Origin of the sequence: Streptomyces sp. NPDC018019, from assembly GCF_044327805.1 — a bacterium.
In the GTDB taxonomy this organism is placed as follows: domain Bacteria; phylum Actinomycetota; class Actinomycetes; order Streptomycetales; family Streptomycetaceae; genus Streptomyces.
The window spans coordinates 132,860-146,571 of the sequence record NZ_JBIRGD010000001.1; the positions used below are offsets into that span (position 1 = coordinate 132,860).

At 73.6% G+C, this 13,712-nt stretch carries 12 protein-coding genes; all 12 read left to right on the forward strand.

All coding sequences use genetic code 11. The annotated features are described in order from the left end of the window. Positions 1–33 precede the first annotated feature (33 nt). The 12 genes from ACH4FX_RS00625 (at position 34) to ACH4FX_RS00680 (ending at position 13,610) form a co-directional block, all read left to right on the forward strand. Positions 34–1,437 (forward strand): EsaB/YukD family protein, encoded by a 1,404-nt coding sequence (locus ACH4FX_RS00625; protein ID WP_398474023.1) that lies wholly within the window; start codon positions 34–36, stop codon positions 1,435–1,437. Positions 1,438–2,193: 756 nt separating this feature from the next. Beyond that, positions 2,194–3,093 (forward strand): hypothetical protein, encoded by a 900-nt coding sequence (locus tag ACH4FX_RS00630; protein ID WP_398474024.1) that lies wholly within the window; start codon positions 2,194–2,196, stop codon positions 3,091–3,093. 170 nt (positions 3,094–3,263) lie between these two features. Further along, complete coding sequence (locus ACH4FX_RS00635; RefSeq protein ID WP_003983386.1) at positions 3,264–3,665, forward strand: NADH-quinone oxidoreductase subunit A; 402 nt, start codon at positions 3,264–3,266, stop codon at positions 3,663–3,665. Then, a complete protein-coding gene (locus tag ACH4FX_RS00640; protein WP_398474025.1) occupies positions 3,656–4,366 on the forward strand; it encodes an NADH-quinone oxidoreductase subunit B in 711 nt (236 codons plus the stop codon). The genes ACH4FX_RS00635 and ACH4FX_RS00640 overlap by 10 nt, the downstream gene beginning before the upstream one ends. Then, a complete protein-coding gene (locus ACH4FX_RS00645) occupies positions 4,363–5,760 on the forward strand; it encodes an NADH-quinone oxidoreductase subunit C (RefSeq protein ID WP_398474026.1) in 1,398 nt (465 codons plus the stop codon). Before ACH4FX_RS00640 ends, ACH4FX_RS00645 begins: the two co-directional genes overlap by 4 nt. Further along, a complete protein-coding gene (locus ACH4FX_RS00650; protein ID WP_398474027.1) occupies positions 5,757–6,722 on the forward strand; it encodes an NADH-quinone oxidoreductase subunit H in 966 nt (321 codons plus the stop codon). Before ACH4FX_RS00645 ends, ACH4FX_RS00650 begins: the two co-directional genes overlap by 4 nt. Then, entirely contained in the window at positions 6,722–7,327 is a 606-nt protein-coding gene (locus ACH4FX_RS00655; RefSeq protein ID WP_398474028.1) for a NuoI/complex I 23 kDa subunit family protein, read from the forward strand. The genes ACH4FX_RS00650 and ACH4FX_RS00655 overlap by 1 nt, the downstream gene beginning before the upstream one ends. Continuing rightward, on the forward strand, positions 7,324–8,034 hold the full coding sequence (locus ACH4FX_RS00660; protein WP_398474029.1) for an NADH-quinone oxidoreductase subunit J: 711 nt from the start codon (positions 7,324–7,326) through the stop codon (positions 8,032–8,034). Before ACH4FX_RS00655 ends, ACH4FX_RS00660 begins: the two co-directional genes overlap by 4 nt. Continuing rightward, the gene (gene nuoK, locus ACH4FX_RS00665) at positions 8,034–8,435 is read left to right on the forward strand and encodes an NADH-quinone oxidoreductase subunit NuoK (RefSeq protein ID WP_398474030.1); all 402 of its coding nucleotides are present in this window, start codon (positions 8,034–8,036) and stop codon (positions 8,433–8,435) included. Before ACH4FX_RS00660 ends, nuoK begins: the two co-directional genes overlap by 1 nt. Further along, a complete protein-coding gene (locus tag ACH4FX_RS00670) occupies positions 8,432–10,465 on the forward strand; it encodes an NADH-quinone oxidoreductase subunit L (RefSeq protein WP_398474031.1) in 2,034 nt (677 codons plus the stop codon). The genes nuoK and ACH4FX_RS00670 overlap by 4 nt, the downstream gene beginning before the upstream one ends. 23 nt (positions 10,466–10,488) lie before the next feature. Beyond that, a complete protein-coding gene (locus ACH4FX_RS00675; protein WP_398474576.1) occupies positions 10,489–12,063 on the forward strand; it encodes a NuoM family protein in 1,575 nt (524 codons plus the stop codon). Continuing rightward, complete coding sequence (locus ACH4FX_RS00680; protein ID WP_398474032.1) at positions 12,063–13,610, forward strand: NADH-quinone oxidoreductase subunit N; 1,548 nt, start codon at positions 12,063–12,065, stop codon at positions 13,608–13,610. Before ACH4FX_RS00675 ends, ACH4FX_RS00680 begins: the two co-directional genes overlap by 1 nt. The last annotated feature ends 102 nt before the right edge of the window (positions 13,611–13,712 follow it).

A 13,712-nucleotide genomic window follows, 5' to 3' on the forward strand; every position in this document is an offset into this window, starting at 1 on the left:
TTTCACGGGGGCTGATACGGGGGCGGCGCCGGCATGGTGAGTGCTGAGACCGGGATGCGCGGGGCGTTGCGACGGGTGGTGCTGGCGGGCGAACGGCGACGGGTGGATCTGGTGGTGCCCGCGCACGAGCCGGTGGGCACGCTGCTGCCCGAGATGCTGCGGGCGATCGGTGATCCGATGGCGCACGAGCCGTCGCGGTGCCGCCTGGTGACGGCCGGCGGAGCGGTCCTCGCGCAGGGCGAGACGCTCGCTTCCGCGCACGTGACCGACGGAGCCGTACTGAGGCTGCTCCGGGAACGGGAGACGCCGGGGACACCCGCAGCACCCAGCGGCGCGGGCGAGGTGGCGGACGGCCTCGACGTGTCGGCCCGGCGGTGGGACGAGAGGTCCGCCTGGCGATGGGGCGAGCGCAGCCGGACGTGGACGGCGGTCGCGGCCGGGACGCTGTCGGCTGCCGTGGCCGGGGTGCTCGCCGGACACACGTACGGGCCGGAGCAGGCCGGGCCGTGGCTCGGCGTGGCCGCGGTGATCGCGGCCGGTGCCGGTGCGGCGGCCGGCGCCCTGCTCGGCAAGCGGGCGCTGGGTACGGCGCTGCTCCTGGTGGGCGGCGTGCTCGGGGTGCTCGCCTCCTGGGACGTGACATCGGACGGCGCGGCGCGCCTGGCCGCCGTCGGGCTGACGGTGGCGGCGCTGCTCGCCCTCCTCGGGCTCTGTGCGGGCCTGGGGCGGGGCGGCGTCCTCGGGGCGGCGACGGCCGCGGCCACGGTGGGCGTGTGGGAAGCGGGGCTGGCGGTCGCCGGCCCGGCGCGGGCAGGCGTCCTGCTGGGCCTGGTGTCCGTACTGGCGCTGGGATACCTGCCGCGGCTCGCCCTCATGGTGGCCGGACTGACGCGCCTGGACGACCGGCACTCCGGTGGTGCGCCGGTGCGCAGCCACCGGGTCGCGGCGGCGCTGGGTGCCACGCACCGGTGGCTCCTGCCGGCCGCTGTCACGCTGGCCGGGTCGGCGGGGGCGGCCGGATTGCTGACCGTGGGGGCCGCCGGGGCCGCCGGGGCCGCCGGAGCGGTCGGGGATGGCGCGGGCGCGTCCGGGCCGGCCGACGGCTGGGCGGTCGCGGGCGCGGTGCTGCTGTGTGTCGTGCTGTTCTCGCGGGCGCGCGCCTACCCGTTGGCCCTGGAGGTCGTGGCGCTGCTGACGGCCGGGGCGGCGGTCTGCGTACGGCTCGTCCTGCTGTGGGCGGACGCCGGCAGCCCGGCGGGCGCGCTGGTCGTGCTGGGCCTGCTGGCGGCGCTGCCGGTCGCGGCACTCGCCGTACGGCTGCCGGAACACGTACGGGTGCTGCTGCGCCGCCTGACCGATGTGGTCGAGGCGGTGAGTGTGGTGGCGCTGATTCCGGTCGGGCTCGGGGCGTTCGGGGTTTTTGACCGTTTGCTGTAGCTGTGGGTGCTTGTGGCGTGCGGCTGGCCGTAGCCATGGGTGCGTGCAGTGGCCGCCTGTTGTACGGGGATGGGCGTTGTACGGGTTATGGGCGCGCGGTCGATCGAAAGGCCGATCGAAATGGTCGGCCGGGTCGGCCAAAATGATCGGCCGCGACGGTCGAGTACATCGATCAGTCTGATCAGAAGGGGCGGCGGAGGGGTCATGACGGGACAGCCGGGGCAGCCGGGAGAGCTGGGGCGATCGGTGGAGCTGGGGCGGGCAGGAGTGCCAGGGCCGACGGAGCCCGCAGGGGCAGCGGGGGCGCAAGGGCCGCCCGGGGGTGCGCGGATGGTGCCGCCGATGCCCGGGTACGCGCCGGGCGGTGCGAGCGGTGGCGGGGCGCCTGTAGTGCCCGGACCGCCACCCGGGGCGCCGCCCGGGACGCCCGGTGTCATGCCCACGGCAGGCGCCATGCCGCTGCCGGGGGGCGCGCCTGTGTCCGTACCTGCGCCTGCGCCCGTACCTCCGCCCGTACCTGCGCCTGCGCCCGTACCTCCGCCCGTACCTGCGCCTGCGCCCGTACCGACGGTCCAGGCGCCGGTCGCTCCTGCCGGCCCGACCAGCCCCACCGGTCCTACTGATCCCACCGGCCCCACCGCCCCCGTATCCCTGGCAAAACAGGCACCCGACCCGGGCGGCACTCCCGCCCACCCCCGCAGCCCCCTCGCACCCACCCCCGTCTCCGTCCCCCTCCTCCCGCCCGAGCTGGACGGTGTGCAGGCCAAGCCCCGGCACGGGGAATCCGTCGCGCGGCGGGCGGGCCGGGCGCTGCGGCGCGTGTTCGCGTCGTCCGCCGCGGCCGAGACCGAAGCCCTGACCCGGGCCGCGCACGCCATCCAGCAGCCCGTGTCCACCGGGCGGCAGCTCGCCGTCTCCAGCATTCGCGGCGGTGCGGGCAAGTCCACCGTCGCCGCCCTGCTCGCCCTCACCTACGCGCACTACCGTTCCGACCCGGTGCTGGCGGTGGAGGCCGATCCGGCGCTGGGCACGCTGCCGCACCGGCTGGGCGCGCGGGAGGTGCGCTGGTCGGGCACCGACCTGGCGCAGATCGTCGACCCGGCGATGCTGATCACCGACCTGACCGGTTATCTCCTGCCGTTCACGGGCGGCGGCTGGCTGCTGCCGGGCAGCCAGGGCGCGATCGGCACGCGGCTGGATCTCGACACGTACCGCACCGTCATGACCTCCCTGCGCCGCCACTTCGCCACCACGGTGGTGGACTGCGAGACGCTGCCCGCCGAGGTGGCGCGGACCGCGCTGGTCACCACGCAGGCGCGGGTCCTGGTGACCCCGGCGACCGTGGAAGGCGTGCTGGCGACCGCATCCGTACTGGAGTGGATGGGCGGCGTGCACCCCGGGCTGCTGCCGACGTGCGTCGTCGTGCTCAACCACACGTCACCCGACGGGGGCATTGACGTACGCAAAGCTGTCGAGCATCTGGGGGCGGGCGGCGCGGCGGTCCTGCCACTGCCGTACGACCGGCATCTGGCCGGCGGCGGTGCCGTACGGACCGAACTGCTGGGCGAGCGGACGCGCGAGGCGGCGGCGCGGCTCGCCGCCGAGGTGATGGAACGCGCGGTGTCGCGCGGCCCGGGGAAGCAGCGCCGAACCTGACGGCGGCGCCTCGGTGGCGCCTCGGTGACGGGGCCAGGTGGGGCGAAGTCGGGCCATAGCCGTCCGTCCTGTGACGCGACTGCTCACCTGGGGCGGGGCAGGGCCTAGACTCCCGTGCGTACAGATCGTCGAAGTCGTTGAACAAGAGCAGTCAGGGAGCGAGGGCGGACGTGCCGGACGCGACCGTACGCACCAGCATTGCCGCGGACTATTTCCAGGGCTATTCGGTCGTCGGGCTCATCGCCGTGATCGGCGTGCTCTTCGTGGCCGTGGCCTTCGGTGCCGGGCGGCTGCTGCGGCCCGTGGTGCCCACCCCGGAGAAACTGCTCACCTACGAATGCGGCGTGGACCCGGTGGGTGAGGGCTGGGCGCACACCCAGGTCCGCTACTACGTCTACGCCTTCCTGTACGTGATCTTCGCCGTCGACTCGATCTTCCTGTTCCCCTGGGCGACGGTCTTCGCCGCCCCCGGGTTCGGCGGCGTCACGCTGGTGGAGATGTTCATCTTCCTCGGCTTCCTCGCCGTCGGCCTGCTCTACGCATGGAAGAAGGGCGTCCTGGAATGGACGTGACGAACGCCAAGCCGACCGCTGCCCCGGGTGCCCAGCTGCCCGTCGTGTCCGCCGGCGGTGCCGTCGAACGGCGCCGGCTGGGCCCGCTCGCCCGGCTCGCCCCCGAACCCATGAAGGTGGTCCTCAACTGGGGCCGCCGTTACAGCCTGTGGGTCTTCAACTTCGGGCTCGCCTGCTGCGCGATCGAGTTCATCGCCGCGTCGATGGCCCGGCACGACTTCATCCGGCTCGGCGTGATCCCGTTCGCGCCGGGGCCGCGGCAGGCCGACCTCATGATCGTCTCCGGCACGGTGACGGACAAGATGGCGCCCGCGGTCAAGCGGCTGTACGAGCAGATGCCGGAACCGAAGTACGTCATCTCCTTCGGCGCGTGCTCGAACTGCGGAGGCCCTTACTGGGACTCGTACGCGGTCACCAAGGGGGTCGACCAGATCATCCCCGTGGACGTGTACGTACCGGGCTGCCCGCCCCGGCCCGAGGCGCTGTTGCAGGGCATCCTCAAGCTCCAGGAGAAGATCGCCCGCGAGTCGCTGGGGGAGCGGTACGGCAACGGGGGCGACGGCGACGCGCCGGCCGGCCCGTCGCCCGCCGCGCTGCGCAGCGGGCTGGTCGCGCCGCCGGAGCCCGCTGGGCCGGGAGCGACGCCCGGGACCGGCGCGGATGCCGGTGACGGGAAGCCGAAGGGAGCGGGCGACCAGTGAACGACGAACAGGTCCCGGGCCCGGAGGCCGGAACGGAACCGTCCGCCGCGGAGCCTTCCGCAGCTGAGCCGTCCGCCGCGGAACCGGCCGTCGGCTGGCTGCCGGGACCGGCCGCCGAGGTCTTCGGCCCGGGCGCGACCGCCGAAGAGGCGTACGAGCTGCTCACCGTGGACGTGCCCGCCGACGCCTGGATCCCGGCGCTGACCGCCGCCCGCGACGTCCTCGGGTGCAGCTACTTCGACTGGCTGAGCGCGGTCGACGAGCCCGGTACGGGCTTCCGCGTCTGCGCGCACCTCGCCGACATCGCCCGGCCCGGAACCGTACGGCGTCTGGTGCTGCGCACCACCGTCCCGCACGACGCCGCCGTACTGCCCACCGCCACCGGCGTGTACGCGGGCGCGGGCTGGCACGAGCGCGAGACGCACGAGATGTTCGGCGTGGACTTCACCGGCCACCCGTACCTGGAGCCGCTGCTGCTCCCGGAGAACTTCGAGGGCCACCCGCTGCGCAAGGACTTCGTGCTCGCGGCGCGGGTCGCCAAGGCGTGGCCGGGCGCGAAGGAGCCGGGCGAGTCGGAGCACGGCGGGCCCAAGCGCCGCCAGATGCTGCCGCCCGGTGTGCCCGATCCGAATGAGTGGGGCCCGCTGAAGGGCCAGCTGCCGCCTGCCCCGGCCCGGCCGGCCCGCGGAGCCCGCGCGGCCGGTGGTGCCCGTGCGGCCGGTGGGGCGGCGGGGGAGCGGCCGGCCCGTCGTACGCGTACGGCGAGCGCGGGCTCGGCGAGCCAGCAGGGCGTCGCGAGTGGCGCGAGCGCCGCGAGTGGCACGGGGACACCGGCTACGGAGGCGACGGCCGCCGCCGAGGCGGCGGCCCCGGCCGCCCGGCCGGAGCGCCCCGCCCGCCGGATGCGCAGCGCGAGCCAGGGGTCGGCCAGCCAGGGGCCGACCAGCCAGGGAGCGGCCGGTCAGGAAGCGACCGGTCAGGGAACGGCCGGTCAGGAAGCGGCTGCCCAGGAACCGGCCACCCGGGAACCCGCAGGCAAGGAGTCGGCGGGCACGGAAACGGGCAGTCGGCCGACCGCTGCCGGCCCGGCCGCCGGTCCGCGCGCCACCGGTTCCCCGGACGCGCCGTGGCACCACGCCCGCCCCGCCTTCGAGGACGCGCCGAAGCCTGAGGACGCACCGAAACCGGAGGACGCACCGAAGCCGGCGGACGAGGGCGACACCACGAAGGCGTCCGAGGCCCCCGAGGCCGCAGCGGCCCCCAAGGCTCCCGAAACTCCGGAGCGCCCCAAGGCCACGGAGCCCCCCGCCCCCGCCGAAGCGCCCGCGCCCACCCCCGCCCCCACCGAGAACACCGACCCCGACGCAGAGGAAGAAGGCGGGACCAGACCATGAGCGACGCCCTCGACATCGCCCTGCGCCTGATCGCCGTCTTCGTCGCCTTCCTGGTCTTCCCGCTGGTCATCGGCCAGACCGAGCACAAGGTCATGGCCCATATGCAGGGCCGTCTCGGCCCCATGTACGCGGGCGGTTTCCACGGCTGGGCGCAGCTCGTCGCCGACGGCGTGAAGTTCGCGCAGAAGGAGGACGTCGTACCGGCCGGTGCCGACCGGCGCATCTTCCAGCTCGCGCCCGCCGTCGCCCTGCTGCCGTACCTGCTCGTCCTGATCGCCATCCCGATCGGCCCGCACAACGCGGTCGGGCAGGCGCTGGACGCGGGCATCTTCTTCGTCCTCGCCGTCATGGGCGTCGGTGTGCTGGGTTCGCTCATGGCGGGCTGGGCCTCGGCCAACAAGTTCTCGCTGCTCGGCGGGTTGCGTACCGCCGCGCAGCTTCTGGCGTACGAGCTGCCGATGCTGCTCGCCGCCGCCTCCGTCGCGATGGCCGCCGGCACGCTCTCGCTGCCCGGCATCCTGGACGCCTTCCACTGGTGGTGGGTGCCGTGGCAGATCGTCGGCGGGCTGGTCTTCTTCACGGCGGGCCTGGCCGAGCTGCAACGGCCGCCGTTCGACATGCCGGTCGCCGACTCCGAGATCATCTTCGGCGCGTACACCGAGTACACCGGGCTGCGCTTCGCGCTGTTCCTGCTCGCCGAGTACGCCGGGATCGTCGTGCTGTGCGCCCTGACCTCCGTGCTGTTCCTCGGCGGCTGGCACGGGCCGTTCGGCGCCGACGGCCTCGGCTGGCTGTGGACGCTCCTGAAGACCGCGATCCTCGCCTTCGGCGTGATCTGGCTGCGCGTCAGCTACCCGCGGCTGCGTGAGGACCAGCTGCAGAAGCTGGCCTGGACAGTGCTGATCCCGCTGGCCCTCGCCCAGATCGCCCTCACCGGCGTCGTCAAGGTGGTGATCTCGTAATGGCCCCGGAGAAGAAGTCCGGCTGGCCCGGCAGCGGCCTCGCCAAGGGCCTGGCCGTGACCCTTCGTACGATGACGAAGCGTTCGGTCACCGAGCAGTACCCGGATGTCCAGCCCGAGCTGGCGCCGCGCACCCGCGGCGTGATCGGGCTGTTCGAGGAGAACTGCACGGTCTGCATGCTGTGCGCGCGTGAGTGCCCGGACTGGTGCATCTACATCGACTCCCACAAGGAGACGGTGCCGCCCGCCGCCCCCGGCGGCCGGGAGCGCAGCCGCAACGTCCTGGACCGCTTCGCCATCGACTTCTCGCTGTGCATGTACTGCGGTATCTGCATCGAGGTGTGTCCGTTCGACGCGCTGTTCTGGTCGCCGGAGTTCGAGTACGCCGAGACCGACATCCACAACCTGACCCACGAGCGGGACAAACTCCGTGAATGGATGTGGACGGTGCCGGAGCCGCCCGCCCTCGACCCCGCGGCCGAGGAGCCCAAGGAGATCGCCGCCGCCCGCAAGGCCGCCGACAAACTCGCCGCGCAGGAAGCGGCCGAGCGGCAGGCCCGTGAGCAAGCCGCCCGAGAAAGCCAGGACCAGGAGGGGGAAGCGTGACGCTCGCCGCCGCAAGCCACGGCTTCCTCTCCCCGACCGGGGTCGAGATCGCCTTCCTCCTCGTCGGCCTCGTCACCCTCGGCGCGGCCGTGGTCACCGTCACCACCAGGCAGCTGGTGCACGCCGCCCTGTGGCTGGTGGTCGCCCTCGGCGGCATCGCCGTCGAGTACCTCCTGCTGACCGCCGAGTTCATCGCCTGGGTGCAGGTCCTGATCTACGTCGGGTCCGTCGTCGTCCTCCTCCTCTTCGGGCTGATGCTCACCAAGGCGCCCATCGGCCGCTCCCCGGACGCCGACTCCGGCAACCGCTGGGCCGCGCTCACCGTGGCCGTCGCGTCCGCCGCCGCCCTCGTCTGGGTCGTCACGGACGCGTTCCGTACGACCTGGATCGACCTGGACGGCGCCGTCCAGGGCTCCACCGAAGCCTCCGGGCGCAGCCTGTTCCAGTACTGGGTGCTGCCCTTCGAAGCGCTCTCCGTCCTCCTCCTCGCCGCCCTCGTCGGCGCCATCGTGCTCTCCCGCAGGAACACCGACCGGGCGCGGGCCGATGGCCACAAGCGGGCCGGTGGCCCCAAGCAGGCCGGTGGCAGTGGGCAGGCCGGTGGCCGCGGCCGGGCCGATGACCGCGACGGAGCCGCCGGCCGTGGCCGGACCGCCGGCCGCGCGCGCCCCGGTGACCCCGCACGCACCAGAGAGGACCAAGGCTGATGCACCTCGCCTATCCCGCCGTCCTCGCCGTCCTCCTGTTCTGCGTCGGCCTGTACGGCGTGCTCGCCCGCCGCAACGCGATCCTGGTCCTGATGTCCGTCGAGCTGATGCTCAACGCCGTCAACCTCAACCTCGTGGCGTTCGACGTCTGGCTGCGCGACAAGCTGCACGCCGGCCAGGCGCTCACCCTCTTCACCATCGCCGTGGCCGCCGCCGAGATCGGCATCGGCCTGGCGATCGTCCTGCTCGTCTACCGCAACCGCGGCAGCTCGGACGTCGACCGGCTCCGCGACCTCGCCGAACGCCCGGACGGCAGCGACCCGAACGATGACCTCACCGGCGGTGCGGACGGTGCCGCCGGCCGGCCGAAGCCGGACCAGCGGGCGGAGGCCGCCGCGTGACGACCACGACCACCGCCGTACTCGTACCCCTCCTCCCCTTCCTCGGCGCCCTCGCGGGCCTCTTCGCCGGCCGCCGGGCGCCCGGGTTCGTGCGCCCGCTGGCCATCCTGCCGACCGTCGCCGCGGCCGTACTGGCCGTCGTCGTGGCCGTCGGCCAGGGCGGTGGCGCCGGCGCGGAGAAGGCCCCGCTGGACGCCGCCACCCGGCTCACCCCGACCGGCTCCGTCCCCGTCGACCTCGCCCTGCACATCGACGGCTTCGCCGCCCTCGTCGCCGTACTCGTGGCGGTCGTCGCCTGCTGCGTGCAGCTCTACTCGACCGGCTACCTGCGCGACGACCCGCGCTACTCCTCCTACGCCGCCCTGGTCTCCCTCTTCACCGCCGCGATGCTGCTGGTCGTCTACTCCGGCGACCTGATGGTGCTGCTGGTGGGCTGGGAGATCATGGGCATCTGCTCGTACTTCCTGGTCGGCCACTACTGGGAGACCGAAGCCGCCCGCTCCGCGTCCCTCAAGGCGTTCCTCGTCACCAAGCTGGGCGACGTCCCCTTCCTCTTCGGCATCTTCGCGCTCGCCGCGGACGCCGGTACGTTCCGCATCACCGGCATCCTCAAGACCGTGGCCGTCGGCGGACTGGACCACCCGACCCTGATCGCCCTGCTGCTCCTGGCCGGCGTCGCGGGCAAGTCGGCCCAGTTCCCGCTGCACACCTGGCTGCCCGACGCGATGGCCGGCCCGACCCCGGTCTCGGCCCTCATCCACGCGGCCACCATGGTCGCCGCCGGCGTCTACTTCGTCGCCCGTCTCCTCCCCGTCTTCGCGGCCTCCGCCACCGCGATGGTCGTCCTTGCCGTCATGGCCGCGGCCACGATGGTCGGCTCCGGACTCGCCGCCCTGGCGCAGGACGACATCAAACGCGTCCTCGCCTATTCGACGGTCGGCCAGCTCGGCTACATGACCGGCGCGCTGGCCGTCGGCGACCGCGGCGCCGCCGTCTTCCACCTCCTGTCGCACGGTGCGTTCAAGGCCCTCCTCTTCCTCGCCGCCGGAGTGGTCATCCACGCCGCCGGCACCAACTCGCTCGCCGCCATGTCGCGGATGCGCGGCCTGGCCCGGCGCATCCCCGACGCCTACTGGACGATGACGGTCGCGCTGCTCGCCCTCGCCGCCATCCCCCCGTTCGCCGGCTTCTTCTCCAAGGAAGCCGTCCTGGGCGCCGCCGAACACGCCGCCACCGGCCACGCGACGGCCGCCGGCACGCTCGCCGCCGTCCCCACGGCGGCCGGCTGGACCGTCCTGCTCGCCGGACTGCTCACCGCCCTCCTCACCGCCGGGTACGCGACCCGCCTGTGGCTGCTGGCCTTCCACGGCAACGGCCCGGACACCGCCCCCGACCACGGCAAGCAGCCGCTCGTGATGAACACCGTGCTGTGGGTGCTGTTCGTCCCCACCCTCGCGCTGGGCCTGGCCACCCCCGCCCTGCCCGACTGGTTCGACGGCCGCTCGCTGACCCCGACCCTGACCACCTCCGTTCTGGGCACCGGCGTCGCCCTCGTCGGCGCCCTGATCACGTACGGAGCCTGGCGGCACACCACCGCCCTCGCCGCCCGCGTCCCGCTCGGCGCGGTCGCCGTGGCCCCGGACGCCGCCCCCGCGGACTCCGAGGAGAGCGCCATCGCCACCCACGCCGCCGCCTACGGCGACAACGCCGGCGCCCCGGACCCCGCCGACCCCGGTCGGCTCCTCCTGGGCCCGCTGCACCGCCACGCCGCCGTCGGCTTCCACCTCGACGCCGTCTACACCGCCCTGTTCGTACGGCCGGTACGGGCCGGCGCCCGGCTCGTCCGCTTCCTCGACCGCGAGGTCGTCGACACGTATGTGCACGGCGCGGGCACCGCCTCCCGCTGGCTGGGCGCCGCCGTCCGCCGGGCCCAGACCGGCAATGTGCAGACCTACCTGGGCGCGCTGCTCGCGGGCTCGCTCGTCCTGGCCGTCGCCGTCGTCCTCGTCGCTACGGGCACGGGAGCCTGACCGTGAACCTCCATCAGACCGCTATGCAGCTTCTCCTCGCGGCCGTCGTCGTCCTCCCCCTGCTGGGCGCGGTCGCCGCGCTGCTCCCGGCCCCGCCCGGGCTCAAGGGCCGCAACCCCGACCAGGCCGTACTGCGCCACGGCGTGACCGTCACCGGTGCGGTACTGGCCGCGGCCGTCGCCCTGGCCGTCGGCTTCGACCACGACCACCCGGCCCGGATGCAGGCCACCACCGACATCAGCTGGATCCAGGCCCTCGGCATCCGGATCCACCTCGGCATCGACGGCATCTCGCTCCCCCTTCTCGTGATGACCGCGCTGCTGACCTTCCTCTGCGCGCTGTACAGCTACTTCCACATGCCCGCGGGCCCGTCCCCCAAGGCGTTCGTGGCCCTGCTCCTGGTCCTGGAGGCCGGCACCCTCGCCACCTTCGCCGTCCTGGACCTCGTGCTGTTCTTCCTCGCCTTCGAGATGGTCCTCATCCCGATGTACTTCCTCATCGCCCGGTGGGGCGGTGCGCAACGGCAGTACGCGGCGTGGAAGTTCATCCTCTACACCCTCCTCGGCTCGGTCGTGATGCTGCTGGGCCTCCTCCTCATCGGCCTGAAGTCCGGCACGTTCGACATGGTGGCACTCGCCACTGACAACGGCCCGAAAGCCCAGCTCAGCCACACCGTCCAGCTGCTCGCGGTGCTCGCGATCGGCATCGGACTGGCCGTCAAGGCGCCGATGTGGCCGCTGCACAGCTGGCTGCCGGACGCCCACACCGCCGCCCCCACCGTCGGCTCGGTGCTGCTCGCGGGCGTGCTGCTGAAGATGGGCACGTACGGCTTCGTGCGCATCGCGCTGCCCATCGCGCCCGACGGCATGCACACCTTCGCCCCGTACCTCGCCGCCTTCGCCGCCGTCGGCATCGTCTACGGCTCGCTCGCCTGCCTGGCGCTCGCCCGGCGCGGCGCCAAGGGCGACCTCAAACGCCTGATCGCCTACAGCTCGGTCGGCCACATGGGGTTCGTCCTGCTCGGCATCGCGACCATGACACCGACCGGCCTGAACGGCGCGCTGTTCGCCAACATCGCGCACGGCCTGATCACCGGCCTGCTGTTCTTCCTGGTCGGCGCCCTCAAGGACCGGTACGGCACCAGCGACCTGGACCGGCTCGCGGGCCGCACCGGCGCCGCCCTGTACGGGCGCGCCCCGCGCTTCGGCGGCCTGCTGGCCTTCGGCGCCATCGCCTCCCTCGGCCTGCCCGGACTCGCCGGATTCTGGGGCGAGATGCTCGCCATGTTCGGCGCCTTCGAGCCCGCGGCGGGGCTGAGCCGTCCCGCGTTCCTGACGTTCATGGCGCTGGCCGGCCTCGGCACCCTGCTCACCGCCGCGTACCTGCTGATCGTCGTACGGCGGGTGTGCATGGGGAGCAAGGAGACGGCCGAGGGCGGCGCCACCCGTACCGCCCCCGTCATCCCCGACCTGGCTCGTTACGAATACGCGGCCTGGTCCCCCCTCGCCGCCCTCACCGTCCTCGCCGGCCTGTGGCCCGCGGCCCTCCTCGGCCTCACCGACCCGGTCGTCCAGCAGCTCCTCGGAGGCGGTAAGTGATGAGTTCCGTGACCTCCCTGGTCCAGTCCGTCGACTGGCTCGCCGTCGCCCCGCCCACCATCACCGCCGTCGTCGCCCTGGCCGTCCTGGTCGCCGACCTCTTCGTACCCGAGAACCGCAAGCCGCTCCTGGGCTGGTGCGCGATCGGCGGCCTCGCCCTGGCCGCGCTCTCCCTCGTCCCCCTGGTGGCGGGGGACCGCCGCACCTTCTGCCTGACCACGGACCCCGGCGTCTGCAGCTACGCGGCCGACCACTTCGCCGTCGTCATCCAGTTCCTGGTGCTGGCGGGCGCGCTGCTCACCGCCCTGCTGTCGGTCACCGCCATCGAGGACCACCGGCTGCCCGCGGGCGAGTTCTGGTTCCTGCTGCTGTCCTCGGCGGCGGGCGCGGCCCTGCTGCCCGCCTCCCGGGACCTGGCGACCCTCGTCATCGCCCTGGAGGTGGCCTCGCTGCCGGCCTTCGCCCTCGTGGGGCTCAAGCGCGCGAACCGCCTCTCCTCGGAGGCGGCCCTCAAATTCTTCCTGTCCTCGGTGACGGCCACCGCCGTCATGCTCCTGGGCGTCAGCTTCGTCTACGCGGCGACCGGCAGCCTGCACCTGAGCCGCGTCGCCGACGCCCTCACGCACCTGCCCGATCCCCAGCTCGCCACCCTGGCCACCGCGGGCGTCGCCCTCACCCTCGTCGGCTTCGCCTTCAAGACTGCCGCCGTGCCGTTCCACTTCTGGGTGCCCGACACCTACGTGGGCGCGCCGCTGCCGGTCGCCGCGTACCTCTCGGTGATCGGCAAGGCCGTCGGCTTCTCCGGCCTCATCCTGGTCGCGGTCCAGGGCTTCCCCTCGTACGCGAACGTCTGGGGCCCGGCCATCGCCGTCCTGGCCGCCCTGACCATGACCGTCGGCAACGTCGCCGCGCTGCGCCAGGCCCCGGACCGCGCGCACAGCGCCGTGCGCCTGCTCGCCTGGTCCTCGGTGGGCCAGGCCGGCTACCTCCTGGTGCCGATCGCCGCCGCCGGGTACGCCGACGACGCGGCGCACGCCATCGGGTCCACCGTCGCGTACGCCCTGATGTACGCGGCCGTGAACCTCGGCGCCTTCGGAGTCGCCGCCCTCGTGGCCCGTACGAGCCCCGCCAACCGCATCAGCGACTACCGCGGCCTCTACGCGCGCCGTCCGCTGGCCGCGCTGGCCCTCGGGTTCTTCCTGCTCTGCCTGGCGGGCCTGCCGCCCGGCATCATCGGCCTGTTCGCCAAGGTGACGGTCTTCTCGGCGGCGGTGGACGCGGGCCTGGCCTGGCTCGCCGTGGTCATGGCCGTCAATGTGGTGATCGCGCTCTACTACTACCTCCAGTGGACGGCAGTGCTCTTCCGTACGGCGGAGGAGCCGGCCGAGGCCGGGACCGGTGTCGGGGCCGGAGCCGAGGCCGGAGTGACGGCCGGGACACGGGCCGTCCCGCTCGCCGCCGCCATCGCCCTGGCCGCCGTCCTCGGCATCGTCCTGTCCGGGGCGCCGCAGCTGGTCCTCCGCTTCGCCTCCGGCGCGCTCCTCTGAGCGCGTCGCGGCAGCCTGCCTCCTGACGGTCGCCCGACCACAGCCACTCGCCTTCTCCAGCGCCCGGGCCGCCTTCCGGGCCGTGCCCGCTGGCCGGAAACA

What these genes read in the sequence shown, in the direction of transcription:
- ACH4FX_RS00680 (WP_398474032.1), top strand. Translation starts at nt 12,063, where the DNA reads ATGAGTTCCGTGACCTCCCTGGTCCAGTCCGTCGACTGGCTCGCCGTC.
- ACH4FX_RS00655 (WP_398474028.1), top strand. Translation starts at nt 6,722, where the DNA reads ATGGCCCCGGAGAAGAAGTCCGGCTGGCCCGGCAGCGGCCTCGCCAAG.
- ACH4FX_RS00640 (WP_398474025.1), top strand. Translation starts at nt 3,656, where the DNA reads ATGGACGTGACGAACGCCAAGCCGACCGCTGCCCCGGGTGCCCAGCTG.
- ACH4FX_RS00675 (WP_398474576.1), top strand. Translation starts at nt 10,489, where the DNA reads ATGCAGCTTCTCCTCGCGGCCGTCGTCGTCCTCCCCCTGCTGGGCGCG.
- ACH4FX_RS00650 (WP_398474027.1), top strand. Translation starts at nt 5,757, where the DNA reads ATGAGCGACGCCCTCGACATCGCCCTGCGCCTGATCGCCGTCTTCGTC.
- ACH4FX_RS00625 (WP_398474023.1), top strand. Translation starts at nt 34, where the DNA reads ATGGTGAGTGCTGAGACCGGGATGCGCGGGGCGTTGCGACGGGTGGTG.
- nuoK (WP_398474030.1), top strand. Translation starts at nt 8,034, where the DNA reads ATGCACCTCGCCTATCCCGCCGTCCTCGCCGTCCTCCTGTTCTGCGTC.